The following is a 24067-nucleotide window of genomic DNA, read 5'->3' as shown; positions in this document are numbered from 1 at the left end:
GAGCTCGTCGACGTCCGCCTCGGTGAGGGGTGTGCCGAGGGCACGGTCGAGGCGCTCCGCGTCGGCCCGCGGCGCCCCGTCGAGGGCCAGGGCGACGAGGACCGTCCGCTTGCCCTCGACGAGGTCGTCGCCGGCGGGCTTGCCGGTCTCGGCCGGGTCGCCGAAGACGCCGAGGAGGTCGTCGCGGAGCTGGAAGGCCTCGCCCAGCGGCAGGCCGAAGCGGCTGAGCTGCTCGATCTGCCCGGGGGTGGCCCCGGCGAGGCCGGCACCGATGTGGAGGGGCCGCTCGATGGAGTACTTGGCCGACTTGTAGCGCAGCACCGTCATCGCGGTGTCGACGTCGGCCCGGCCGCGGGCCTGCACGGACACGTCGAGGAACTGTCCGGCGATCACCTCGGAGCGGCACAGCTCGAAGAGCGCCAGCCCGTGGGCGACCGCATCGGCGTCGAAGCCGCTGCGGCGCAGCATGTCGCCGGACCAGCCGAGCAGCAGGTCACCGAGCAGGATCGAGGCCGCGGCGCCGTACTGCTGCGCGTCGCCGCGCCAGCCGGCGGCGCGGTGCTCGGCCTCGAAGGCACGGTGCGTCGCGGGACGGCCGCGCCGGGTGTCGGAGGCGTCCATGTAGTCGTCGTGGACGAGGGCGCTGGCGTGCAGCACCTCCAGCGAGGCGCAGGCGCGGGCGAGTGCGGCCGGGTCGGTGACCTCGGGTCGGACCGCGCGGTAGCCCCAGTGGCAGAAGGCCGCACGGAACCGCTTGCCGCCGGTGACCGACGTACGCGCCTCGCTGATCAGGCGGGTCGCGTCCGGGCCGAGCGGAGCCAGCTCGGCCGCGCGCTCGTCGAGGAACGCATCCAGCACCTGCTGCACCTGGTCGCGGAAGGCTGCGGGGTCCCAGGTCGTCACGTCGGCGAGCCTAGCCACGGGCGACTGATCCGTGGACTCCGGGCCGGACGCACCGCGGTCCTCCGTAGGCTGGTGCGCATGACGAGCGGACGTGGCCTGAGCATGAGCGAGCTCCTCGCGCAGGGTGGACGCTCCTTCTCCTTCGAGTTCTTCCCACCCAAGGACGCGGCGGGTGAGGACCAACTCTGGCAGGCGATCAAGGAGCTGGAGCCCTACGGCCCGACCTTCGTCTCGGTGACCTACGGCGCCGGTGGTGGCACCCGTGACCGCACGGTCGCGATCACCGGGCGCATCGCCCGCGAGACCGGCCTGCTCCCGGTCGCGCACCTCACCTGCGTCGGGCACACCACCGACGAGCTGACCGCGATCCTCGACGAGCTCAGCACGGCAGGCGTACGCCACGTGATGGCCCTGCGTGGCGATCCGCCCACCGGTCCGGGCACCGCCTGGACGCCCACCGAGGGCGGTCTGACCTATGCCAACGAGCTGGTCGCGCTGATTCGTGAGCGGGCCGACATGCGCATCGGCGTCGCGGCGTTCCCCGAGGGCCACGTCGATGCCGCGGACCTCGAGACCGACGCCCGCGTGCTCAAGGCGAAGTACGACGCGGGCGCGGAGTTCGCGGTGACCGACATGGTGTTGCGCGCCTCCGACTACGTCGCGCTGGTCGAGCGCGCCGCGGCCGCGGGGGCCGACTTCCCGATCATCCCGGGCATCATGCCGATCCTGAACCTCGGCTCGATGCGGCGGATGGTCGAGTTCTCGCGCCGCGAGCTGCCCGAGGAGACCACCGCCCGCCTCACGCCGTACGCCGACGACCCGGCGCGGCTCCGCGCCGAGGGGATCGCCATCGCGACCGAGCTGTGCGAGGCGCTGCTCGGGGCCGGGGCGCCGGGGCTGCACTTCTACACGCTCAACCGGTCGAAGGCGACGCGGGAGATCTTCGCCAACCTGCGCATCACGGTCTGAGCGGGCGTCGCGGTCCCTCGCGACTAGGTTGACGACATGCACACCGTCACGGTGACCGGCACCGGCACCAGCAAGGTCACGCCCGACACCGCGGTCGTCCGGCTCGCCGCCGTGGCCCGCGGCGCCACCGTCACCGAGGCCTACGAGGCGATGTCGTCCAGCGCCGCCTCGGTGGTCGAGGTCGCCGGCCGGCACACCGAGGAGCGGCGCGTGGCCTCGACCGGGATCACGGTCTGGCCGTGGCACGACCACTCCGGCGTGCGCCAGGGCTACGAGGCGCGTCACACCTTCGTCATCGGCTGCGCCGACCTGGCCGAGGCGGGTGTGATGCTCGGCGAGCTGGCGCGCGAGGTCGGCGACGGGCTGGCGATCGACGGCGTCGCGCTCGAGGTGACGGAGGACCACGGCGCCGGCGCGAAGGCGCGCGAGGCGGCCTTCCACGACGCCCGTGAGCGCGCCGCAGCGCTGGCGAGGATGGCGGGTGCCGGTCTCGGCGCCGTGCAGACCGTCGTCGAGGGCGATGCCGGCCGGGGCGGTCCGGTGCCGATGCCCAAGACGGCGATGATGCGAGACTCCGGCGGCGGGCTCGAGCCCGGCGAGGCGTCGGTGACCACGTCGGTCACCGTCGTGTGGGAGCTCGTCTCCTGATCAGGCCCGGCCGATCATCTCGGCGACCAGCGCGGCGCTGAGCCCGGCGAACGGCAGCCCCGAGCCGGTGGTCGCGTGCGCCCCGGCGGTCAGGACGCCCGGGACCGGCGTCCGGGGACCCAGCCGCGTGCCTGCGGTGCGGGGGCCCTGCCACAGCACGCCGTGCGGGGAGCCGCCCCACTGCTCGACCAGGTCGCGCGGGGACAGGTCGACCCGGGCGACGACCTGCCGGCGTACGTCGAGACCGTGGCGCGCGAGCGCCGTCAGCACGTCCTCGGCCAGTCGTCCGCGGCCCAGCACCGTCCACGCGGCCGCGCCGTCGGGCGCCCGGCCGCCGGGGCGCACCACGAGCAGCGGGTCGCCGTGCAGGACCACCTCGTGGGGCAGGTCCGGGACCTCGCCCTCGAGGCCGACGTGGCACACGACGGGCGGGAACGCGGGCATCGTGCGACGGACGTACGACGCCAGGGCGGGGAGGCGGCGCGGGTCGATGGCGACCACCACGTGGTCGGCGGGCGTCTCGCCCCCGGCCGTCCGGACCGCGGCCACGCGGCCCTCGCGGATGACGAGGTCGGTGGCGGCGGTGCCGGTCACGACCGTGACGCCACGCAGCGTCAGCCGGTCGGCCATGGCGGTGCCGAGGGCGGCGAGCCCACCGGGGACCGTCCAGGCGCCGAAGCGCTGCTCGAGGTAGGCGTCGACGCCGGCGAACACCGGCGCGTTGCGCAGCTCGTGGCCGTCCATGACGAGGCGGTGCCCCGCCACCAGGCGCAACCGCTCGTCGCGGAACGTGCGGCGCAACCGCTTCTCCAGCGACTCGCGCCCCCCGAGCAGCGCGGTCAGCTCGCGCGGCGCGACGTCGCCGTCGAAGGCCCGCTCGAACCACTCCTTGCGCAGCAGCTCCCACACGTCGCCGTACGCCGCCACGTGGTCGACCCACTGCCGGCCCAGGCCCGGACCGAGCTCGTCGACGGCGGCGAGCTGGGCGGCGCGGGAGCCCCCCGGCAGCCGCAGCGACGACCCGTCCTCGAAGCGGTGCTCGCGCACCAGCTCGAGCGGCTGCAGGTCGACCTCGCGCTCCAGGGGGCGACCCGACTTGCGGAACAGGTCGCGGATCACGGCCGGCAGCAGCGTGCTCGTGGGGCCGGCGTCCCAGGCGAAGCCGTCGGCCTCGACGGTGGTCAGCGCGCCCCCCAGCCGGTGGGAGCGCTCGAGCAGGGTGACGTCGTGGCCGAGCTTGGCGAGCCGCGCCGCGGCAGCCATCCCGCCGAAGCCGCCACCGATCACCACGACACGAGCCACGGGGGAACCCTAGGGCGTCAGGCCAGCTGGTGGATCGGGTCCTTCTTCTTCCACCGGCGCCACCCGCGGCGCACCAGCCGGCCGACGAGGAACAGCATCACGAGCCCGAGCAGCAGCAGCACGCCCGCGACCGCGGCGGCCGCCTGCGGGTGCTGGATCGAGAACCACACCACGCCGAGGACGGCGGCGTCCTCGCTGATGCTGGCCGCCACGTTGGTGACGGGCTCGGGGGAGGAGTTGATCGCCAGCCGGCCGCCCGCCTTCACCAGGTGGCTCAGTAGGGCCGTGCCGCCGCCGACCACGCCGAGGACGGCCTGGTCGAGCGACGAGGCGTCGCCGGCCAGCAGCACACCGATGACCGCTCCGGCCGTCGGTCGGACGGCGGTGGAGATCGCGTCCCAGGTCGAGTCGATGTAGGGGATCTTGTCGGCGATGAACTCCATCGCGTAGAGGAAGCCCGCGACCGCCAGCACGTCCCACCGGGCCAGCACGTCGGGGATCTCCTCCACCGAGCCGACGCGGTCGGCGATGCCGAGGACGAGGACCACGAGGTAGGAGTTGATCCCGCTCGCCCACCCGCTGGAGAAGGTCAGGGCCAGGGCGTCCACGGCTCAGGCGCCCACGCCGTCGGCGTCCTCGGGCCCGACCTCGACCTCGACGGCGTCGGTCATGGCCACCAGCTCGTCGTACGTCGTGGAGAAGACGGCCGCCGGGTGCCCCGCGGCTGCCCAGACCACCGGGTGCCGGCGCAGCCACGGGTCGATCCAGGTGCGGACCGGGGCGGGGTGGTCGAGGGGCGAGACGCCGCCGATGACCTGTCCGGTGTGGCGGCGGACGAACTCGGGGTCCGCGCGCCGGAGCCGGCCGACGCCGATGCGCCCGGCCACGGCGGCCGTGTCGACCCGGTGGGCTCCGGAGGTGAGGATCAGGACCGGCTCGCCCTCGGCGTCGAAGAGCAGGCTGTTGGCGATCGCACCGACCTCGCACCCGAGCGCCGCAGCGGCGAGTGCGGCAGTGTGGGCGCTGTCGGGCAGGATGACCACGTCACCCGTCCCGCCGCGCCGGGTGAGCTCGCCTCGAAATGAGGTGATGGATGCGTGCTCGATCGACATGATGCGAGCCTAGCGACGAAACCGATGATGATCTTCAGGAGTGATGGATGGCGCGCGACGTGCCCCGGTCCGTGACCAACAGCGTGCGAGTGCTGGGCCTGATCGTGGCCACCTCGGGACTGATCACCCTGCTGACGTGGTGGATGCGCGACGAGGTGATCCTCGGCTGGGCCGAGGGCAACCCGTCGGCCCAGGAGATCCTGGCCCAGGGCGGCATCGAGCAGCTGCGCGAGAGCCCGATCGTGCCCGGCTTCGTGGCGCTGTCCGTCGTCGCCTTCGTCGGCTTCACCGCGCTCGCGCTGGTGCTCGGCTCGTTCTTCCTCGGTGGCCACGGCTGGACCCGGCTGGTGCTCACCGCCACCGCGGGCGTCGGCGTCCTGGTCGGCGCGGTCTGCCTCGACGCGCACCTGCCCGCCATCTTCGTCGTGCTGTCGGCGCTGGTCATCGTCGAGGGCCTGGTGCTCTCCTTCTTCCTCTGGCAGCGCCAGACCACCACCTACCTCCGCGAGGTCTGAGCCCGCGTCCTGCCGGTCCTGTCGCCCGGTCCGTAGCCCGGTGTGCCGCCCATCTCGTCCTCCCTCTTGACGGGTTGTCGGTGGGGAGGAGTAGCGTTCGGGTTGTTCGAACAGATGTTCGATGCGACCCGGGTGGCGGTGACCTCGACCCCCACCTCCGCCCGGGTCGGCCCCGGGGTCGATGAGTGTCGAGGAGGCGCGATGAGGCAGTACGACGACCCCGTCGAGGTGCGACGAGGCGAGGCGGAGGACCCCGACCAGTTCCTGTGGCGCGGCCGGCTGTGGAAGGTCCGCGCCGTGGTCGCCCACTGGGTGGAGACCGGTCCGTGGTGGCAGGGGAGCACGGGTGGCGGCGCCACCGACCCCGTCGCCGAGCGGGAGCTGTGGCGGGTGGAGGCCGGCCGGGGCGTGCAGGCCGTGGCCTCTCGCCACGCCCGGCCCGACGACGAGCAGGAGACCTACGGCGTCTTCGACCTCTCCTTCGACTGGACCGACGGGCGCTGGCAGCTCGTCGGGTGCCTGGACTGAGGGGGCCGCGATGACGTCGACGACGCACTCTGCCCCGCAGTCGGTCAGCCCCCATCTCCTCCCGGCCACGGCCCACTCCTACCTCCAGCGCGCCACGACCTCGCTCCACGACGCGATCACCGCGCGCGACGTGCCCACCCGCTATGCCTGCGCCCACGTCGCCGCACTGTGCGCCGCGGCCGCCCTGCTCGCGGCGAGGGCCCGGCCGGCGCCGCGGGGGCGACGGCAGAAGAACGCGTGGGTCCTGCTCGCCGAGGTCGCCCCGGAGCTCTCGGAGTGGGCCAGCTTCTTCGCCGCCGGCGCGGCCCAGCGGGCGGCCGCCGAGGCGGGGTCGACCCGGGCGGTCAGCGAGCGCGAGGCCGACGACCTGGTCCGCGACGCCGACCGGTTCCTGGCCGTGATCGAGCAGGCGCTCGGTCTGGTGCCGCACGCCAGTGTCGCCTGACCCCTTCGTCCACCTCCACGTCGCCTCCGGCTACTCGCTCCAGCACGGTGCGTCCCACCCGCACGTGCTGGTGGAGCGGGCCGCCGAGCAGGAGATGGACACCCTCGCCCTCACCGACCGCGACGGTGTCTACGGCGCGGTGAAGTTCGTCCACGCCGCCCGCGCGGCCGGCATCCGGCCGGTGCTGGGTGTCGACCTCGCGGTCGCGCCGGCCCGGCTCTCCGGGGAGGGCGGCGCCAGCGCGGCCCCACGTCGTACGCCGGTGCGCGGCGGAGCGGTCCGCGACCCGTCACCGGAGCAGGGCGGCAGCGCGCGGGTGACGTTCCTGGCCAGCGGGAGGGCGGGCTGGGCGGCCGTGTGCCGGATGATCTCGTCGGTCCACCTGGCCGGGGAGCGCGGCCGCCCCGTCGCCACCCTCGACCTGTTGGCCCCGCACCTGGCCGGCGGCCACGTGGTGGTGCTGCTCGGGCCGTCCTCGGAGCTGGGGCTCGCCGCGACCCGGCGGCGCGACGACCTCGGCCTGGCCGCGATCGCGCCGTGGCTCGAGCTGCTGCCGCGCGACAACCTCGTCGTCGAGCTGGTCTCGCACCGGCTCGGCGCCCGCGCGGGCGACTGGGGACCGGGCACCTCGCCCCACGCAGCCCGGATGGCCGGCATCGCCCGGACCGCCGGCCTGACGACGGTGCTGAGCAACGCCGTGCGCTATGCCGACCGTCTCGACGCCCCGACCATCGACGTCCTCGACGCGGCGCGGCGGCTGGTCCCGCTCGGCTCGGCCCACCTGCGCGACGTCGGACCCTCCGCGAGCCGCGGCAACGCGGAGGGCTTCCTCAAGTCCGGCAAGCAGATGCACGAGGTCGCCGAGGAGATCTGCCGCCTGGCCGGGCTGGCGCACGACAGCGACGCCGAGGCCCGGCGCCTGCTCGCCCGCACCCGCGCCGTGGCCGACCGGTGCGCGCTCGACCCGCGCGCCGACCTCGGCATCGGAGAGGTGCACTTCCCGGAGCTCGAGCTCACGCGGGGCGCGACGGACGACGCGTCTCGAGACCGGCTCGCGGATGGGCTGCTGCGCCAACGCTGCGAGGCCGCGATCGGCGGCCGCTACGGCTCAGCGCCACGGATGCGGATCTGGACCCGGCTCGACCAGGAGCTCGAGACGATCCGCACCCTGGGCTACGCCTCCTACTTCCTCACCGTCGCCGACGTCACCGACCTGATCGGCGAGATGGGCATCCGTCGTGCCGCCCGCGGCTCTGGGGCCGGCAGCCTGGTCAACTACCTCCTCGGCATCTCCGGGGTCGACCCGATCCGCCACGGGCTGCTGATGGAGCGGTTCCTCTCCCCGCTGCGCGCCTCGCTGCCCGACATCGACGTCGACGTCGAGTCCGCCCGCCGGGAGGAGGTCTACCGCGCGATCCTCGACCGCTTCGGCGGGGAGCGGTGCGCCACCGTCTCGATGATGGACACCTACCGCGTCCGCCACGCGGTGCGCGACGTCGGCGCCGCCCTCGGCATGCCGCCGGGGGAGATCGACGCCATCGCCAAGGCGTTCCCGCACATCCGCGCCCGCGACGCCCGGCTGGCGTTGCGCGACCTGCCCGAGCTGCGGGCCAGCGGCCTGGGCGACGGTGGCCTCGACCACTTCTTCAGCCTGGTCGAGCGCCTCGACGGCCTGCCCCGCCACATCGCGATGCACCCGTGCGGGGTGCTGCTCTCCGACGTCACGCTGCTCGACCGCACGCCGGTCGAGGCGTCCTGGTCCGGCTTCCCCATGAGCCAGTTCGACAAGGACGACGTGGAGGACCTCGGCCTGCTCAAGCTCGACGTGCTCGGCATCCGGATGCAGTCGGCGATGGCCCACGCCGTCGCCGAGGTGGAGCGGGTCGACGGGGTGCGCCTCGACCTCGACGACGAGGCACAGGTGCCCTTCGACGACACCACGACCTACGACATGATCAGCAGCGCCAGGACCCTGGGCGTCTTCCAGATCGAGTCGCCCGGCCAGCGCGAGCTCGTCGGCAGGTCGGGCATCGAGTCCTTCGACGACATCATCACCGACATCTCGCTGTTCCGCCCGGGCCCGGTCAAGAGCGACATGATCACCCCCTACCTCGACGTCAAGCAGGGGTGGACCTCCGCCCACTACCTCCACGACGACCTGCGCCCGATCCTCGAGCAGACGCGCGGCGTGGTGGTCTTCCACGAGCAGGTGATCGAGATGATCGCCCGGCTCGGCGGCGTGTCCTACGCCGAGGGAGACGAGAAGCGGCGCGCGCTCGGCGACACCGAGGGCATGGCCGAGACGAAGGCGTGGTTCTTCCCCCGCGCCCTGGCCCAGGGCTACGACCCGCCGCTGGTCGAGCAGATCTGGAAGGTGCTCGAGGCCTTCGCCTCCTTCGGCTTCTGCAAGGCCCACGCTGCCGCGTTCGCCCTCCCGACCTACCAGTCGGCGTGGCTCAAGGCGCACTGGCCGGCCCACTTCCTGGCCGGCGTGCTGACCCACGACCCCGGCATGTACCCCAAGCGGCTGATCCTCGACGACGCCCGCCAGTTCGGCGTCGGCGTGCTCGGGCTCGACGTCAACGCCAGCGCGTCGACGTACGTCGTCGAGCGGGGCGGTGGCGAGCCGGAGCACGCGATCCGGCTCTCGCTCACCGACGTCAAGGGCATCAGCGGGGCCGAGGTCGCGCGCATCGTCGAGGCGCGCGAGGGCGCCCCCTACGTCTCGCTGTCCGACTTCTTCCACCGCGCCCGGGTCTCGCGGCCGATCCTCGAGCGGCTGGTGCTGGCCGGCGGCTTCGACGCGGTCTACGGCATCGGGTCGGGGGAGCAGGCGGTGACCCGGCGCGGTCGGGTGACGCGGCGCGACCTGCTGCTGCAGGTGGCCGAGCTCGACCTGCACACCCGCACGATCGACCGGGCCTCGCAGGGGCGGGGACGCGGGCTGTCGAGCCGTCGTACGCCCTTGCCCGCCACCCTCACCGCCACCGAGGCGGCCGACCGCAACAGCTCGGACCCCACCGTCCGGGCAGGCTCCGACCCGACCGAACGCCACGCCCTGGCCGACGGAGGCGTCTGGGCCCGCGCGTCAGCACAGTCACGGGCCGCGCGTGCGGTGGTCGCGACCGACTCGGTGCAGCTGACGCTGCGGCTGGGCGACGAGCCGGGCGAGCCGGGCGAACGGCCCACGGGGCTGCCCGAGATGACCACCCTCGAGCGGATGCGGGCCGAGCTGGAGATCCTGGGCCTCGACGTCAGCCAGCACGCCGTCACCACCTATGACCCGTTCCTCGACGCCCTCGGCGTGACCCGCAGCCGCGACCTGCTGCGCCGCCGCAGCCGCTCCGAGCTGCTGGTCGCCGGGGTCAAGGTCGCCACCCAGACGCCGCCGATCAAGTCCGGTCGCCGGGTGGTGTTCCTGACCCTCGACGACGGCACCGGTCCGGTCGACGCGACCTTCTTCGAGGACGTGCAGGGACCGTATGCCGCGACGGTCTTCTCGTCGTGGCTGCTGCTGGTGCGCGGCGAGCTGCGGCGCACCGGGCGTCGCGGCGTCTCGCTGCGCGCCACCGGCGCCTGGGAGCTGCCGGCCCTCCACGGGCTGTGGCAGCGCGGCCGCACCGGCGAGGAGGGCCTCGCGCTGGTGCGCGGTGAGCTGGCGCGCGTGCACGCGCCGGTCGGCGAGGAGCCGACCCAGCGGCGCGTCCTCGTCCACACCAGCGGGTTCCAGATGTCGCCCTACGCCGACATCAAGCCGGCCGGCGACCCGGTGAAGGACGTCGCGCGCACGCTCTGGCACCGCAGTCCGGGGAGCCCCGGATGAGACCGTCGTCGCCGGCTCTCCCACTAGGGTTGACCCCATGCCGCAGCCCTCTGCCAGCGACCGTCGCCAGTCCGTCCGCACCGGTGTGGTGTGGGACGGCCTACGCCGGGTCCTTGAGGACGACGAAGCTTTCGACGAGCAGGCCCGGATCGTCGACATCGGTGGCGGCACCGGCGGCTTCGCGGTCCCGCTGGCCGAGCTCGGCCACACCGTCCAGGTCATCGACCCCAGCCCCGACGCCCTCGCCTCCCTCGACCGCCGGGCACGTGAGCGCGGGGTCGCCGACCGGATCACGGGCCAGCAGGGCGACCTGTCCGACCTGCCCAGCCTGGTCGAGGAGACCGACCTCGTCCTCTGCCACGGCGTCCTGGAGATGGTCGACGATCCTGCCGCGTCCCTCGCCGCCATCGCCGGGGTGCTGCGCCCCGGTGGACACCTCAGCCTGCTCGTCGCCCAGCGGCACGCGGCCGTGGTGGCGCGCGCCATGGCCGGCCACTTCCAGGCCGCCCGCGAGCTGCTCGACGGCGACTCGACGACGACGTCGGCCGGGCGGGGCGGACGCCGCTTCACCCACGACGAGGTGGTCGACCTCCTCGCCACCGCCGGCCTGCGGCCGTCGTCGGTGCAGGCGGTGCGGGTCTTCGCCGACCTCGTGCCCGGCAGCCTCCTCGACCTCGAGCCCGGGGCCACCGCGGCCCTGGTCGAGCTCGAGCAGGCCGTCGCCACGCGCCCCGAGTACCTCCCGCTCGCCGCGCAGCTGCACGTCATCGCCAGCCGCTGACCGGCCACGGCTCGCCGCGGGAGCGGTGCTCCAGCCACGTTCCGCACCGCTCGAAGGTGGCTGGACCACCGCCACGACGATCCTCGGGGGTGGTGCCCGGTGACCGACACCCCGATCCTCCACGTCGACATGGACGCGTTCTACGCCTCCGTGGCCCTGCGCGAGCGTCCCGACCTGGTCGACCAGCCCGTGGTGGTGGGCGGCAGCGGCCGGGGGGTCGTGCTCGCCGCCAACTACGTCGCCCGCCGCTACGGCGTCCGCTCCGCGCTGCCGATGACCCGGGTCCGCCGGATGTGCCCCCACGTGGTGGTGATCGAGCCCGACTACGCCACGTTCACGAGCGTCTCGGCCTCGGTCATGGAGACCTTCCGCGAGGTGACGCCGGTCGTGGAGGCGGTCTCCCTCGACGAGGCGTTCCTCGACGTACGCGGCTCGACGCGGCGCCTCGGCCCGCCCGAGGGCATCGCCGAGCGCCTGCGCTCGACGATCCACGACGAGCAGGGCATCACCTGCTCGGTCGGGGTCGCGGCGTCGGTGTCGGTGGCCAAGCTGGCCAGCAGGCAGGCCAAGCCCGACGGCGTGATCGTCGTGCCGCCGGCCGCGGTCACCTCCTTCCTCCACCCCCTCGACGTCGGTGAGCTCTACGGCGTGGGGGAGAAGACCCAGGCACTGCTGCACCGGTTCGGCCTGCTCACCGTCGGCGACCTGGCCCACACCCCGCTCCGCACCCTCCAGCGCGCCGTGGGCGACCACCTCGGCCGCGAGCTCCACCACCTGGCCTGGGGCACCGACCGCAGCGAGCTCACGCCGCGGGCCGGGCCGCACGAGCCCGAACGCTCCATGGGTGCCGACGAGACCTTCGGCCGCGACACCGACGACCGCGAGGTGATCGTGCGCGAGCTGCTGCGCCTCTCCGCCCGGGTGGCCAGTCGGATGCGCTCGGCCGAGGTCGCCGGCCGGACGATCACCCTCAAGGTCCGATTCGCCGACTTCACCACCATCACCCGCTCGCGCACCCTGCCCGAGGCCACCGACGTCACCGTGGAGATCCACCGCGCGGTCACCCGCCTCTACGACGCGCTCGGCCTGCAGCGCGCCCGCCTGCGGCTGGTCGGCGTACGCGTCGAGGGACTGGTCCCGCGCGCGACGGTGCACCGCCAGCTGGTGCTGGGGGAGCCCGAGCGCGGCTGGGCCGACGCCGACCGTGCGGTGGACCGGGCCACGCGCCGCTTCGGCTCCGCGGCCGTGCGTCCGGCGAGCCTGGTCTGAGGCCTGGTCTGAGGCGATCGTGCCCTGCCGCGTCGCCCGATCCGTCTCCCGGGTGAGGTGGTTCTCCGTCCCGGGGGGTGAATTTTCTGGGGACGCCTACCGTAGGTGCACGCGCGTGCCTAGACTTGGCGGCAAGAAGGTGAGGAGGAACCGTGGAGCTCTCCGAGGAAGAACTGCGACTGCTCGAGCAGATGGAGCGCGCCCTCGTCGAAGAGGACCCCAAGCTCGCCTCCACCCTGCGTGGCACCTCGTTCCAGCGCGCTGCTCGTCGCCGCATGGTCATGGGCGGCGTCGTCCTCGTCGCCGGCATCGGCCTGCTGATCCTCGCCGTGCTCCTGGACGTCGACACGGTGATCCAGACGATCATCGGTGTCCTCGGCTTCGTGGTGATGCTCGGCGGCGCGATCCTCGCCCTGACCTCTGCCCGCAGGCCCGGTCCCGCTGCGCCGAAGGTGCGCGCCACGAGCCGCACCGGCTTCGGCGTCGTCGACGGCGGTCGCCCCCACCGTCCCGGTCGCCAGCGGTCGGGGAGTCCCTTCATGGAGCGCATGGAGGAGCGGTGGCGTCGCCGCCGCGAGCGCGGGCTCTGACCTGAGCCCCACCCCCGGTCGCACCTGACGGACCGGTCACCCGCCCGAGGTGACCCGTCCGACCCGCGCGCGTCACGCTCGGCGTCAGCCGATGAGCTCGTCGACCGTCCGGGTGCTCTCGTGGTCCACCGGCGCCTCGCCGGTGCGGGTCTGCGAGCGCGGGCGCCACGACGTACGGCGCCCGGTCACCGAGGCCGGCCACCAGGCGGCACGGCGTACGTCGCGGGGGGTGACGCCGGCGGCGAGGGACTCCTCCACCAGGGTCAGCTCGTCGCGGAACCGGTCGGCCGTGAAGGTCTCCGGGTTGCGGGCGTAGCGGCTGTGCTCGAGGGCCGTCACCAGGCGGTCCAGGGCCCGCGCCGCCTCCGGTGCCTGGTCACGACCGCGGCGCGGCCGGTCAGGCCTGGCTCCGCCCGCGGTCGGCCGGGCCAGCAGCCGACCCAGCCACTCACCGGCACGCCGCGGGGAGCGTCCCACGGGCCAGGCATGGCCCAGGTCGCGTGCCACGTCGCGCAGCTCGACCCAGAGGTCCTCGATGTCGCCGGCCAGGCGGCGGCGCCGGCGCGCGCCCCGCAGCAGCCGTGGCGTGAGGAGCAGGAGGGCCATGACCGCCAGGCCGGCGGTGCCGGCGAGGACCGGCAGCCACGGGATCGAGGACGAGTCCTCGTCGGCGGCGCCGGAGTCGGCGCTGGCGCTCTCGCCACGCTCGGGCAGGAGCTCGGTCGAGCGGCTCGCACTCGGCGACGGGCTCTCGGTCACCGGGGCGAAGTCGGCCGTCGTGTAGTCGGGGACCTGCCCGGCGCGGTCCTGCGGGGTGGGCTCGAAGCGCACCCAGCCGGAGCCGGGGAAGTAGAGCTCGGGCCACGCGTGCAGGTCGTGCGCGGAGAACTCCCAGGCGCCGGTGCTGGTCTTCTCGGGCTCGAGGAAGCCGACCGCGACCCGGCTCGGGATGCCGAGCACGCGGGCCATGATCGCCATGGACGCAGCGAACTGCTCGCAGTAGCCGACCCGCTCGTCGAGGAACGCCAGCAGGTCGGCGCCACCGCTGCCCGCGGACTCGACCTGCGCCTTGTCGTAGCGGAAGCCGCCGTCCTCGCGGAACCACTGCTGGAGCAGCTGCGCCTTCTGGAAGCGGGTCGGCGCGTCGGCGGTCACGCTCGCGGCGAGGCGGCGGATCTCGTTGCTGAGGCCGGTCGGGAGGTCGGTGAAGGTGCCGGCCACCGTGCCGGCGCCGGAGACGGCGTCGTTCATCGACTCCGCGTCGTAGGTCAGCTGGACGCCGCTGAAGTCGTAGGTCGTGTCGGCCGTCGTCACGTCGTCCTGCGCGGCGATGAAGTCGCGCGTGCTGACGTCGTAGCGCCACTCCGTGCCCGCCGCGATCCGGGTGACCTGGGCAGTGGTGGGCAGCCACGTCGAGGAGAAGTCCGGCCCGATCCGGACGTCGTACTTGTACTCCTTGCGCGGCACGCCGAGGGCGACCCCGTCGAGGGGCGGCAGGGCACCGGTCGCGGTCTGGGTGTCCGGGATCGCGCGGTCACCGGGCGTCCACGACGAGCCGTTGAAGCGGGTGAGCACCGAGAGGCGGAGGTAGGTCGGCCTGGGGCCCGGGGTGGTGACCCACAGCAGCGGGATGTCCTCGCCGCTGCTCAGGTCGCGGCGCAGGTCGACCATCGGGTCCTTGACCTCCACCTCGCGGGTGCCGGGACCGTTGCCGTCGAAGACGCTCATGCTCATGGTCGGCACAGCGGCCGGCACGACGACAGCGAGCGCGATCGCCGCGGCACCCAGGGCGAGCGCGGTGTTGCCGATCGCCCCGGTGCGCACGGAGAACGTGCCCTTCTCGCCGTCGGGGGCGCGGCCCCAGCCGGCGACGTGGTCGCTGTGCTGCAGGAAGACGAGAGTGAGGAAGAGACCGGCGATCACCGCGAAGAGCCACCACGAGACGGCCTCGCCGGTCACCGCCACGGGCAGGGTGTACGCCGCCAGCAGCACGAGGCCGGCCACCGGCGCGCGGCGCAGGCTGCAGGCGATGACGTCGACGAGGATGACGACCAGCGTGCCGCCGATGAGCAGGAGCGGGTGGACCGGAGGCACGCCGAGCTGGACGGGCGCGGCATAGCTGCGCGAGCTCTCCAGGGCGGCCTGGACGGCAGCCACGAACTCGTCGACGTTGCCCGGGGTCGGGAACGGCGAGCCCGTGGTGGTGCCCAGGACCAGCAGTGCGCCGAGGACGAGCTGTCCGGCGACGATCGCGGTGAGCGGGAGCCGGCTCCAGCGCGCCACCGCGGCCGACCCGCAGACGACCACGCCGATGAAGAGGAGGGGGAAGCCGACCTCGGCGAAGCCCTCGGTCAGCACGCGCCACGACAGCACCGTCGCCCAGGACGCGAGCAGCGCGATCCCGGCCACGCGCAGCTGCTGGGGCAGGGTGCTCCAGGAGGTCCTCATCGTGCCGCCCCCACGGACGTGGCCCTGCTCTGCATCAGGCCGAGCTCCTGCCAGGCGGTGTCGAGCCGGTCCCGGGGGCCGACGGTGACCGAGCGCCAGCCCGAGGACGTCAGCTGCACCGCGGAGCCGCGGCCGGGCTGGGCGGGGAGGTGGGGCGCCCAGGCGTCGACGTCGAGGGCGATGGCGAGGCTGGAGGACGCGTGGTGCTGGAGGCGGCGCAGGAAGCCGAGGTCGGGGTCACCGAGACCGCCGAAGACCCCCACCACCAGCCCACCGTGGCCGGGCTCGGCCAGCCACTGCGTGTCGGGTGCCGGGCGGTGGTCGAGCTGGACGACCGCCAGTGCCTCGAGGAGCGGGATCGTGCTGGCCTCGGCGGACTGCGAGTGCCACTGGGTCTCGCGGCTGTCGCCCGAGGCGGTGACCAGTCGCACCGTGTAGCCGTGGTGGGCGAGGTGCACGGCGATGGACGCGGCCGCGGAGACCGCACCCTCCAGGGAGCTCGCCGCGCCCTGCCCGCGGTGGGAGGTGCCGCGGTTGTCGAGGAAGACGGTGGCCCGCGACTGCCAGGGCTGCTCCTCGCGCCGGACCATGAGCTCCCCGACCCGGGCCGAGCTGCGCCAGTGGACGCGGCGCAGGTCGTCGCCGCGGCGGTACTCGCGCACCGTGACGTCCTCCGCGCTGCCGGTCGCGAAGGCGCGGGGGCGGTTGTCGCCGGATCCCGTCCAGGCCCCGCCCAGGGGGATGTTGGGCAGCGGCATCGTCCGCGGGGTCACGGTCAGGCGGGTGGTGGCGTGGAAGGTGCGGCCGAGCTCGACCAGGCCGAAGGGGTCGGTGACCCGCACCGACATCGGGCCGATCTCGAACTGGCCGCGCAGCTCGGAGCGCACCTGGTAGGTCGCGTGGCGGCGCCAGCCGTGACCGAGTCCCTCGAGCACGAAGCGCGGCCGGGTGCCCAGGACGTAGGGGAGGCGCTCCTCCAGCAGGAGCACTCCCGTCGGGGTGCGCGACTCGTTGGCGACGGTGAGCTCGACGGTGGCGGGCTGCCCGGCGACGACGAGCTGCGGCGAGAGCGTGCGGACGAGCGCGAGGCGGTAGCGCGAGCGGCCGACCCACCACGCGGTGAGCAGCGGCAGGACGGCGGCCAGCACGCCGATGCGTACGACGGACGAGTGGCCGACCACGATCGCGGCCACGACGGTGGTGATGCCCGCAGCCAGGAACGCCCGTCCGCGGACGGTCAGTGCAGCGAGTGCCTCACGCACGGCTGGCGTCGGGGACCGGCACCGACTCCACGATCGCGGTCAGGATCGCCGAGGTGGTGCGTCCGCTCATGGTGGCCTCGACATTGGGCAGCAGCCGGTGCGCGAGCACCGGCGAGGTGATGCCGTGGATGTCGTCGGGGAGGACGTAGTCGCGGCCCTGGGTGGCCGCGACGGCCTTGGCGGCGCGCACGAGGTGGAGCGTCGCGCGGGGCGAGGCGCCGAGGTGCAGGTCGTTGCTGGTGCGGGTGGCGGTCGTGAGGGCGACGGCGTAGCGGTGGACGGCCGAGGACACGTGGACCCGGCCGACGATCTCGATCACCTTGCGGAGCTCGCCGGCGTCGGTGACCGGCTCCAGGTCGTCGAGCGGGTTGTGGGCGGTGTGGCCCTCGAGCATCGCGATCTCGGCGGACTCGACCGGGTAGCCGACCGAGACCCGCGCCATGAAGCGGTCGCGCTGGGCCTCGGGGAGGGCGTAGGTGCCCTCCATCTCGATCGGGTTCTGGGTCGCGATGACCATGAACGGCTTCTCGAGCATGTAGGTCGCGTTGTCGACCGTGACCTGGCGCTCCTCCATCGCCTCGAGGAGGGCGGACTGCGTCTTGGGGGAGGCGCGGTTGATCTCGTCGCCGACCACGATGTTGGCGAACACGCCGCCGGGGCGGAACTCGAACTCGCGGGTGTCCTGGTTGAAGACCGAGACGCCGGTGACGTCGGAGGGCAGCAGGTCCGGGGTGAACTGGATGCGCCGCACGGAGCAGTCGATGCTGCGCGCCAGCGCCTTGCTCAGCTGGGTCTTGCCGACACCGGGCACGTCCTCGATGAGGAGGTGCCCCTCGGCCAGGAGCACGACGAGGGCGGCGTTGACGACGTCCGGCTTGCCGGCGATCACCCGCTCGATGTTCTGACGCACCACACCCGTCACCCGGCGCACGGTGTCCAGATCCGGTGCCCGCCCCGACAGCCCAGTGGTCACGTCTCGCCATCCCCTCGTTCGCGCTGCACACCACCGTATGTGGTCCGCGCAACATACCTGTCCACAGCAACGGGTCCGCCACCTCGAGGACCGACCGTTATCGGACTGCTCATCGGCGCACGGCACGTCGATCCACCACCTCCACCCACCCCGCGACCTGGTTCTCCCCACTTTCCACCACCGTCGTCGGCGTACGTCCCCCACCGGCGCCCCACTCCGGCCCCCTGAGCGTGGATCGGGGCATTTCCACGCTCAGTCGTCCCGTCGCGGCCTGTGCCTCGGTGCGGACCGACGCGCCCGGCCACCGCGGAAATTCGCGCTCGCAACACGTGCAATCTGGTTGACGGTGGAGGGAAGTGGAGTAATGTGGTGCGAAGTGGGGGACAGGGTCGATCTGCCCGCCGAGCCAGGGGAGGTGCCGGATGTTCTTCGGCACCTACACGCCCAAGCTCGACGAGAAGGGACGCCTCTTCCTCCCGGCGAAGTTCAGAGACGAGCTGACCGAGGGACTCGTGGTGACCAGGGGGCAGGAGCGCTGCCTCACCGTCTGGTCGCTGGAGGACTTCGGCCGGCTCACCGACCGGCTCCGCGAGGCGCCGGTCACCCAGAAGAGCACCCGCGACTACGTCCGCATGCTGTTCGCCGCCGCCAGCCAGGAGGTGCCGGACAAGCAGGGACGGATCAACATCCCGGCACCGCTGCGGGACTACGCCTCGCTCCGCAAGGAGTGCGTGGTCATCGGATCGATGAACCGGATCGAGATCTGGGACCCCACCGCGTGGGCGACCTACTCGGAGGAGCAGGAGCAGAAGTTCTCCGAGCTCAGCGACGAGGTCTTCCCCGGCATCTGAGCACCACCTCCACCAGCAGGAGCACCACCCCGCACCACACAACACGACAGCTGACATCCGGACCCGCATCACCAGGTCTCGAGCCCGCTCCTCGCGATGCCATCTGGGGCACTTCCCCGGCACCAGAGGGCACCCCATCGCAGGGAGCGGGCAGGGACCTGGTGCGGCGGCTCACCTCGTGCCACACGGCGGGGAGTGTCAGTCGCACCGCCAACCAGCACGACCAGCATCACCGCCAGCACGACGGTCGGCCCTTCAGCCGGCACGGACAGCAACCAGTGGGGTCGAGACCAATGAGCACCAGCCAGCCCTTGGGACGTACGGCAGCGGCAGCCCCGCTGCGGGTGCGTGACCAGGCGCGCGAGGCGGCCGCCCTGATCGCGTTCTCCGCCGCCACGGCCTCGTGCCTGGCCGTGGCGCTGCTACTGCTGACGCGCCTGGGATCCCAGGGCTGACTCCATGACGACTCCCCGCCACGCCCCGGTGCTCCTCGACCGGGTCGTCGCCCTGCTGGCGCCTGCCCTCGAGGCACCCGGCTCGGTCTACGTCGACTGCACGCTCGGCCTCGGCGGCCACAGCGAGGCGGTGCTCGAGCGCTGCCCCCAGGCCCGGGTGATCGGCATCGACCGCGACCCGGATGCACTGGCCATGTCGACCGAGCGGCTCGCCGCCCACGGCGACCGCTTCACGGCCGTCCACGCCGTGTACGACGAGCTCCCGGAGGTGCTCGGCAGCCTGGGCCTGCCGCACGCCGACGCCGTCTTCTTCGACCTCGGCGTCTCCTCCATGCAGCTCGACGTCCGGGACCGCGGCTTCGCCTACGCCGAGGACGCGCCGCTCGACATGCGGATGGACCCGACGACCGGCCAGACCGCGGCGGAGCTGCTCAACACCGCGACCGCCCAGGAGCTCACCCGCATCCTGCGCGAGTACGGCGAGGAGAAGTTCGCGAGCCGGATCGCCCGTGAGGTCGTCCGGCGTCGCGAGACGACGCCGTTCACCACCAGCGCCGGCCTGGTCGAGCTGCTCTACGCCTCGATCCCCGCACCCGCGCGGCGTACGGGAGGCCACCCGGCCAAGCGCACCTTCCAGGCGCTGCGGATGGCCGTCAACGACGAGCTGGCCGTCCTGCGCCGTGCGATCCCGGCCTCGATCGAGGTCATCGGGGTCGGCGGCCGCGTCGTGGTGGAGTCCTACCACTCGCTGGAGGACCGGCTGGTCAAGCGGGCCTTCGCGGACGCCACCCGGCTCGACGTGCCGCACGACCTGCCGTTCGTGCCCGAGGGCGCCGAGCCCGCCCTGCGCCTGGTCACCCGCGGTGCCGAGCGCGCCGACGAGCACGAGATCGCCGAGAACCCCCGAGCAGCCTCCGTCCGCCTGCGCGCCGTCGAGCGCGTCCTTCCCGCCTCCCGCACCCTTCCCCCAGGAGTCGTCAGATGAGCAGTCCCGCCCTCCAGACGAGGACCCGTGTTACCCGGATCGCGCAGGAGGCCGTCGACAGGGCGCGCCTCACCGTCGTGCCGCGGGTGCGCACCCGTGCGCCGCGGGTGCCGTTCGTGACCCTGGTCAGCCTCGTCCTCGTGGGCGGCATCGTCGGACTGCTGCTCTTCAACACCTCGATGCAGCAGGCGTCGTTCTCGGCCTCCTCCCTCGAGAACGAGGCCGACACCCTGGCGGCGCGCGAGCAGACGCTGCGGATGGAGCTCGACGAGCTGCGCAACCCGCAGCGGGTGGCCCTGGAGGCCCAGCAGATGGGCATGGTCATCCCGTCCGCGCCCGTCTTCCTCGACCTCGAGACCGGCAAGACGATCGGCGTGCGCACCCCGGCCACCCGGGAGAACGCGATCCAGCTCCTGCCCCCCGCACCGGTGAAGCCGGCCGTGCTGGCCCCGGCGCCGACGATCGTCGAGGTGCCCGCCGACCCGACGTCCACCGCGACCACGCCGCCGACCGGCGACGAGCAGTCGACCGGCAACGCCCGGAACATGCCGGGCAACAAGCAGGGGAACAAGCAGGACCGCAAGAACCGCAACCGGTGACGGCGCGGTCGCGTCGATCCGGCGCGCCGCACCCATAGATTTCGTCCACAGGCCAGCCCGCTGCCAGGAGCGGGGGCCGGAAACAGGGGAGAGCAGTGCCCAGCACCCGCACCAGGCGTGGCGCCTCACGAGGCGCCCCCATGCTGCGACTGCGCGTCGGGTTCGTCCTCATCGCGATCGTCCTCTCCTTCTTCGGCGCGCGGCTCGTCCAGCTGCAGGGCGTGGACCCCGGGTCGTACGCCGCCATGGCCGCCGCCGAGGGTGCGGTGAGGGTGCCGCTGGAGGCCGAGCGCGGTGACATCCTCGACCGCAACGGCATCCCGCTCGCCGACTCGATCAAGGGCAAGATGGTCATCGCCGACCCGGCGCTGACCGCCGCGCAGGCTCCCGAGCTCGCCCGCCTGCTCTCCGACCGGCTCTCCATCGACTACTTCCGGACCCTCACCGCGCTGCGCGGCCGCAAGGAGGGGAGCCGCTACGAGTACGTCGCCCGCCGGGTGCCGAGCACGCTGGCCGGCGACACCCTGGCCGCGCTCGACGACGCGGGCTACGAGGGCATCTCCCTGCAGGACGACCCGATCCGCGACTACCCGGCCGGTGACGTGGCCGCCAACCTGATCGGCTACATGGGCACCGACGAGCCGCTGGGCGGCTTCGAGCGGACCTTCGACAAGCAGCTGGCGGGGGTCGACGGCGAGGCCACCTGGCAGTCCAACTCCGGCAAGGGCGTCCGGATCCCGCTGCGGGAGAGCACGATCGAGGCCGCGCAGAACGGCGCGCCGCTGCGCACCACGATCGACCGCGACCTGCAGTGGTTCACCCTGAAGGTGCTGGCCCAGGCGGTCCAGCAGGCCCGCGCCGAGAGCGGCGCCGCGATCGTGATGGACACCCGCACCGGCGAGATCCTGGCGCTGGCCGACGTGCCGACCTTCGACGCCAACAAGCCGACCGACGCCGACAAGGAGGACCTGGGCTCACGGGCGATGAACGACACCTACGAGCCCGGGTCGGTGGAGAAGGTCCTCACCGCGTCCTCGCTGATCGACGCAGGCGTGGCCTTCCCACGCCAGAAGTTCAAGGTGCCGGGCAGCCTGCAGCGCCAGGACCGCGCGATCGGTGACTGGTTCGACCACGGCATGATCCGGCTGACCCTGGCCGGGATCATCGCCAAGTCGTCCAACATCGGCACCGTGCTGGCCGCCGACGCGTTCACGCCGCCGCAGCTCGTGGACTACCTCCAGCGCTTCGGCCTGGGCCAGAAGACCAACATCGGCGTGCGCGGAGAGACGCCCGGCATCCTGACGCCGGGCGACGTGATGACCTCGCAGACCAAGGACCGCGTCGCCTTCGGCCAGTCGCTGTCGGTCAACGTCGCCCAGATGGCGGCCGCGGTGAACGCCGTCGCCAACGGGGGAGTCCGGGTCTCCCCGAGCCTGATCTCCGGGTCGGCGGTGACCGACGACGGGATCACCGTCGGCACCGACGTGGCCACCCGCACCCGCATCATCAGCAAGCAGGCCGCCCGCGCGACCGCCAAGATGATGGAGAAGGTCGTCGACCCCGAGGACGGCGTCGCACCGGCCGCCCAGGTGCCCGGCTACCTCGTGGCCGGCAAGACCGGCACGGCCCAGCGGGTCGCCGAGGGCTGCGGCTGCTACGACGGCAGCACCTCCGTCTCCTTCGGTGGCTTCGCCCCCGCGGACGACGCCCGGTTCACCGTCTACGTCGTGATCCACGCACCCCAGGGCGAGGCCGGCGGCGGTTCGACGGCCGGCCCGGTGTTCTCACGGATCATGGGCTACGTCCTGGGACGCTACGGCGTGGAGCCGACCAACGGCACGCCGTCGCGTCTCCCCGTCGAGTGGTGAGTCGATACGCTCGGTCGGTGGATCAACCCGTGCAGCCGCCGGGAGCGGCGCGACCGCTCCGGGTCCACCCGACCCCCGCCACCGAGCTCGTCGAGGGGCTGGCCGACTGGCTCGGCGGCACCACCGGGGTGACGGTCCACGGCGACCTCGACGTCGACGTCACCGGGATCTCGCTGAGCACGGCGCGGATCCGTCCCGGTGACCTGTACGCCGCCCTCCCGGGCACCCGCGCCCACGGTGCCGCCTACGCCGGGCAGGCCCTCGCCGCCGGGGCGGTCGTCGTGCTCACCGATGCCGCCGGGCTCGACCTGCTGCCGCCGGGGACCCCGGCGGTCGTCGTTCCCGAGCCACGACGGGTGCTGGGCCGCCTGGCCGCGCGGATCTACGGCGACCCGGCCACCGCCCTGCGCGTCATCGGGGTCACCGGGACCCAGGGCAAGACCACCACCACGCGCATCCTCGAGCAGGGCCTCACGGCGTCCGGGACCTCCTCGGCGGTGATCGGCACGGTCGGCACCCGGATCGCGGGCGAGGACGTCAAGACCGAGCTCACCACGCCCGAGGCGCCCGACCTGCACGGCCTCTTCGCCGTGATGCGCGAGCGCGGCGTGGACACCTGCGCGATGGAGGTCTCCAGCCACGCCCTGGTGCTCGGGCGCGTCGACGGCGTCGTCTTCGACGTCGCGACCTTCCTCAACCTCGGCCGTGACCACCTCGACTTCCACGCCGACCTCGACGACTACTTCGCCGCCAAGGCCGGTCTCTTCACCCCCGAGCGGGCGCGCGTCGGCCTGACCAACGTCGACGACGAGTTCGGACGCCGGCTCCTCGAGGTCGCGAGCATCCCGATGTCGACGTACTCCTCGCGCGGCCGGGACGCCGACTGGCGCGCGGTCGACGTCGACCTCACCGCGACCGGGGCGGCCTTCACGGTGCTCGGTCCGGATGTCGAGCTGGTCGGCTCCATCCACATCCCCGGGGAGTTCAACGTCTCCAACGCCCTCGCTGCCATCGCCTCCGCCGCGATGGCCGGGCTCGACCCGCGGGCGGTCGCCGACGGCATCTCCCGGGTGGGCGGCGTACCCGGGCGCCTCGAGCAGGTCGTGCAGGGACAGGACTACGCCGTGGTCGTCGACTACGCCCACAAGCCCGACGCGCTCGAGGCCGTGCTCGCCACGCTGCGCCCGCTCACCCGGGGCCGGGTCATCGCGGTGATCGGCGCCGGTGGCGACCGCGACACGATCAAGCGCCCCGTCATGGGCGAGATCGGCGGGCGGCTGGCCGACGTCCTCATCGTCACCGACGACAACCCCCGCAGCGAGGACCCGGCCGCGATCCGGGCGGCCGTGCTGGCGGGCACCCGCGGCGCCCACGCCGACGTCCTGGAGATCGGTGACCGCCGGCTCGCGATCCGCGAGGCCGTGCTGCGCGCCGAGCCCGGCGACGTCGTCCTGATCGCCGGCAAGGGGCACGAGAGCGGCCAGGAGGTCGACGGCGTGGTCCACCCCTTCGACGATCGGGTCGTGGCAGCCGAGGAGATCGCCGGGCGCGGGGTCACCGCATGATCGAGATGACCCTCGCCGAGATCGCCGACGTCGTCGGCGGCACGATCGCCGACGACGCACCCGGGGCCGCCGACGTGGTGGTCACGGGGGCGCCGTTCCTGGACTCGCGCGACGTCGTCGCCGGCGGGCTCTTCGCGGCGTTCGAGGGGGAGCGGGCCGACGGCCACGTCTTCGCT

General features: G+C 73.4%; 22 protein-coding genes and 1 pseudogene. 16 read left to right on the top strand and 7 right to left on the bottom strand.

The window, feature by feature from the left end; genetic code table 11:
- A partial coding sequence (locus tag JWN97_RS00250; protein ID WP_297616343.1) for a polyprenyl synthetase family protein occupies nucleotides 1-903 on the bottom strand: 903 nt, incomplete at its 3' end.
- Nucleotides 904-981: 78 nt separating this feature from the next.
- On the opposite strand from JWN97_RS00250, the gene metF reads away from it, so the two are divergent.
- Both metF and JWN97_RS00240 read left to right on the top strand, forming a co-directional pair.
- Nucleotides 982-1872 carry a methylenetetrahydrofolate reductase [NAD(P)H] gene (gene metF, locus JWN97_RS00245; protein ID WP_297616340.1) on the top strand — a complete coding sequence of 297 codons (891 nt, stop codon included), beginning with the start codon at nucleotides 982-984 and terminating at the stop codon, nucleotides 1870-1872.
- 36 nt (nucleotides 1873-1908) lie between these two features.
- Nucleotides 1909-2520 carry an SIMPL domain-containing protein gene (locus JWN97_RS00240; protein ID WP_297616337.1) on the top strand — a complete coding sequence of 204 codons (612 nt, stop codon included), beginning with the start codon at nucleotides 1909-1911 and terminating at the stop codon, nucleotides 2518-2520.
- Here the strand turns inward: JWN97_RS00240 and JWN97_RS00235 are convergent, their stop codons facing one another.
- Genes JWN97_RS00235 through JWN97_RS00225 form a run of 3 tightly spaced genes read right to left on the bottom strand, consistent with a single transcriptional unit; the run spans nucleotide 2521 to nucleotide 4934 of the window.
- Nucleotides 2521-3822 (bottom strand): FAD-dependent oxidoreductase, encoded by a 1302-nt coding sequence (locus tag JWN97_RS00235; RefSeq protein WP_297616334.1) that lies wholly within the window; start codon nucleotides 3820-3822, stop codon nucleotides 2521-2523. It abuts the gene before it with no gap.
- 17 nt (nucleotides 3823-3839) lie between these two features.
- A complete protein-coding gene (locus tag JWN97_RS00230) occupies nucleotides 3840-4430 on the bottom strand; it encodes a DUF4126 domain-containing protein (protein WP_297616331.1) in 591 nt (196 codons plus the stop codon).
- A 3-nt stretch (nucleotides 4431-4433) separates the two neighbouring features.
- Nucleotides 4434-4934: a YbaK/EbsC family protein gene (locus tag JWN97_RS00225; protein ID WP_297616328.1), complete on the bottom strand. Its 501-nt coding sequence runs from the start codon at nucleotides 4932-4934 to the stop codon at nucleotides 4434-4436.
- Between the two features lie 47 nt (nucleotides 4935-4981).
- Here JWN97_RS00225 and JWN97_RS00220 point away from each other — a divergent pair, with 47 nt between their 5' ends.
- The 7 genes from JWN97_RS00220 to JWN97_RS00190 all read left to right on the top strand — a co-directional run bounded on the left by JWN97_RS00220 (nucleotide 4982) and on the right by JWN97_RS00190 (nucleotide 12885).
- The gene (locus JWN97_RS00220) at nucleotides 4982-5449 is read left to right on the top strand and encodes a hypothetical protein (protein ID WP_297616325.1); all 468 of its coding nucleotides are present in this window, start codon (nucleotides 4982-4984) and stop codon (nucleotides 5447-5449) included.
- Nucleotides 5450-5650: 201 nt separating this feature from the next.
- Nucleotides 5651-5977 carry a DUF6504 family protein gene (locus tag JWN97_RS00215; protein WP_297616322.1) on the top strand — a complete coding sequence of 109 codons (327 nt, stop codon included), beginning with the start codon at nucleotides 5651-5653 and terminating at the stop codon, nucleotides 5975-5977.
- Between the two features lie 10 nt (nucleotides 5978-5987).
- Nucleotides 5988-6422 (top strand): SAV_6107 family HEPN domain-containing protein, encoded by a 435-nt coding sequence (locus JWN97_RS00210; protein WP_297616319.1) that lies wholly within the window; start codon nucleotides 5988-5990, stop codon nucleotides 6420-6422.
- Complete coding sequence (locus JWN97_RS00205; protein ID WP_297616316.1) at nucleotides 6412-10245, top strand: DNA polymerase III subunit alpha; 3834 nt, start codon at nucleotides 6412-6414, stop codon at nucleotides 10243-10245. The genes JWN97_RS00210 and JWN97_RS00205 overlap by 11 nt, the downstream gene beginning before the upstream one ends.
- A 37-nt stretch (nucleotides 10246-10282) precedes the next feature.
- The gene (locus tag JWN97_RS00200) at nucleotides 10283-11026 is read left to right on the top strand and encodes a methyltransferase domain-containing protein (RefSeq protein ID WP_297616313.1); all 744 of its coding nucleotides are present in this window, start codon (nucleotides 10283-10285) and stop codon (nucleotides 11024-11026) included.
- Between the two features lie 99 nt (nucleotides 11027-11125).
- Nucleotides 11126-12295 (top strand): DNA polymerase IV, encoded by a 1170-nt coding sequence (gene dinB, locus JWN97_RS00195; RefSeq protein WP_297616310.1) that lies wholly within the window; start codon nucleotides 11126-11128, stop codon nucleotides 12293-12295.
- A 152-nt stretch (nucleotides 12296-12447) separates the two neighbouring features.
- Complete coding sequence (locus JWN97_RS00190) at nucleotides 12448-12885, top strand: DUF3040 domain-containing protein (protein ID WP_297616283.1); 438 nt, start codon at nucleotides 12448-12450, stop codon at nucleotides 12883-12885.
- 84 nt (nucleotides 12886-12969) lie between these two features.
- On the opposite strand, the gene JWN97_RS00185 is transcribed toward JWN97_RS00190, so the two are convergent.
- Genes JWN97_RS00185 through JWN97_RS00175 form a run of 3 tightly spaced genes read right to left on the bottom strand, consistent with a single transcriptional unit; the run spans nucleotide 12970 to nucleotide 17568 of the window.
- Nucleotides 12970-15333, bottom strand: coding sequence for a DUF3488 and transglutaminase-like domain-containing protein (locus tag JWN97_RS00185; RefSeq protein ID WP_297616280.1), 2364 nt, complete (start codon nucleotides 15331-15333; stop codon nucleotides 12970-12972).
- Nucleotides 15330-16595 (bottom strand): DUF58 domain-containing protein, encoded by a 1266-nt coding sequence (locus JWN97_RS00180; RefSeq protein ID WP_297616277.1) that lies wholly within the window; start codon nucleotides 16593-16595, stop codon nucleotides 15330-15332. The genes JWN97_RS00185 and JWN97_RS00180 overlap by 4 nt, the downstream gene beginning before the upstream one ends.
- Entirely contained in the window at nucleotides 16588-17568 is a 981-nt protein-coding gene (locus JWN97_RS00175) for a MoxR family ATPase (RefSeq protein ID WP_297616274.1), read from the bottom strand. Before JWN97_RS00175 ends, JWN97_RS00180 begins: the two co-directional genes overlap by 8 nt.
- 422 nt (nucleotides 17569-17990) lie before the next feature.
- Between JWN97_RS00175 and mraZ the strand changes: the two genes are divergently transcribed.
- The 7 genes and pseudogenes from mraZ to JWN97_RS00140 all read left to right on the top strand — a co-directional run.
- Complete coding sequence (gene mraZ / locus JWN97_RS00170) at nucleotides 17991-18419, top strand: division/cell wall cluster transcriptional repressor MraZ (protein WP_297616271.1); 429 nt, start codon at nucleotides 17991-17993, stop codon at nucleotides 18417-18419.
- 293 nt (nucleotides 18420-18712) lie between these two features.
- A complete protein-coding gene (locus JWN97_RS00165) occupies nucleotides 18713-18874 on the top strand; it encodes a hypothetical protein (RefSeq protein WP_297616268.1) in 162 nt (53 codons plus the stop codon).
- Between the two features lie 4 nt (nucleotides 18875-18878).
- Nucleotides 18879-19859 carry a 16S rRNA (cytosine(1402)-N(4))-methyltransferase RsmH gene (gene rsmH, locus JWN97_RS00160; RefSeq protein WP_297616266.1) on the top strand — a complete coding sequence of 327 codons (981 nt, stop codon included), beginning with the start codon at nucleotides 18879-18881 and terminating at the stop codon, nucleotides 19857-19859.
- Entirely contained in the window at nucleotides 19856-20458 is a 603-nt protein-coding gene (locus JWN97_RS00155; protein ID WP_297616263.1) for a hypothetical protein, read from the top strand. Before rsmH ends, JWN97_RS00155 begins: the two co-directional genes overlap by 4 nt.
- A gap of 140 nt (nucleotides 20459-20598) precedes the next feature.
- Entirely contained in the window at nucleotides 20599-22326 is a 1728-nt protein-coding gene (locus tag JWN97_RS00150; RefSeq protein ID WP_297616260.1) for a penicillin-binding protein 2, read from the top strand.
- Between the two features lie 98 nt (nucleotides 22327-22424).
- Nucleotides 22425-23891 carry a UDP-N-acetylmuramoyl-L-alanyl-D-glutamate--2,6-diaminopimelate ligase gene (locus JWN97_RS00145; protein ID WP_363321231.1) on the top strand — a complete coding sequence of 489 codons (1467 nt, stop codon included), beginning with the start codon at nucleotides 22425-22427 and terminating at the stop codon, nucleotides 23889-23891.
- Nucleotides 23888-24067, top strand: a pseudogene (locus tag JWN97_RS00140) (UDP-N-acetylmuramoyl-tripeptide--D-alanyl-D-alanine ligase); the annotation flags it as partial. The gene JWN97_RS00145 and the pseudogene JWN97_RS00140, both read left to right, overlap by 4 nt.

The organism is Nocardioides sp. (assembly GCF_025965415.1).
Classification (GTDB): domain Bacteria; phylum Actinomycetota; class Actinomycetes; order Propionibacteriales; family Nocardioidaceae; genus Nocardioides.
Note: the sequence above shows the minus strand (reverse complement) of the source record. Positions and strands in the feature narration are given on the sequence as shown.

Coding starts and splice junctions, on each gene's coding strand:
- JWN97_RS00240 (WP_297616337.1), top strand. CDS start 1,909: ATGCACACCGTCACGGTGACCGGCACCGGCACCAGCAAGGTCACGCCC.
- mraZ (WP_297616271.1), top strand. CDS start 17,991: ATGTTCTTCGGCACCTACACGCCCAAGCTCGACGAGAAGGGACGCCTC.
- JWN97_RS00185 (WP_297616280.1), bottom strand. CDS start 15,333: ATGAGGACCTCCTGGAGCACCCTGCCCCAGCAGCTGCGCGTGGCCGGG.
- JWN97_RS00220 (WP_297616325.1), top strand. CDS start 4,982: ATGGCGCGCGACGTGCCCCGGTCCGTGACCAACAGCGTGCGAGTGCTG.
- JWN97_RS00200 (WP_297616313.1), top strand. CDS start 10,283: ATGCCGCAGCCCTCTGCCAGCGACCGTCGCCAGTCCGTCCGCACCGGT.
- JWN97_RS00215 (WP_297616322.1), top strand. CDS start 5,651: ATGAGGCAGTACGACGACCCCGTCGAGGTGCGACGAGGCGAGGCGGAG.
- metF (WP_297616340.1), top strand. CDS start 982: ATGACGAGCGGACGTGGCCTGAGCATGAGCGAGCTCCTCGCGCAGGGT.
- JWN97_RS00155 (WP_297616263.1), top strand. CDS start 19,856: ATGAGCAGTCCCGCCCTCCAGACGAGGACCCGTGTTACCCGGATCGCG.
- JWN97_RS00165 (WP_297616268.1), top strand. CDS start 18,713: ATGAGCACCAGCCAGCCCTTGGGACGTACGGCAGCGGCAGCCCCGCTG.
- JWN97_RS00225 (WP_297616328.1), bottom strand. CDS start 4,934: ATGTCGATCGAGCACGCATCCATCACCTCATTTCGAGGCGAGCTCACC.
- JWN97_RS00210 (WP_297616319.1), top strand. CDS start 5,988: ATGACGTCGACGACGCACTCTGCCCCGCAGTCGGTCAGCCCCCATCTC.
- rsmH (WP_297616266.1), top strand. CDS start 18,879: ATGACGACTCCCCGCCACGCCCCGGTGCTCCTCGACCGGGTCGTCGCC.
- JWN97_RS00150 (WP_297616260.1), top strand. CDS start 20,599: ATGCTGCGACTGCGCGTCGGGTTCGTCCTCATCGCGATCGTCCTCTCC.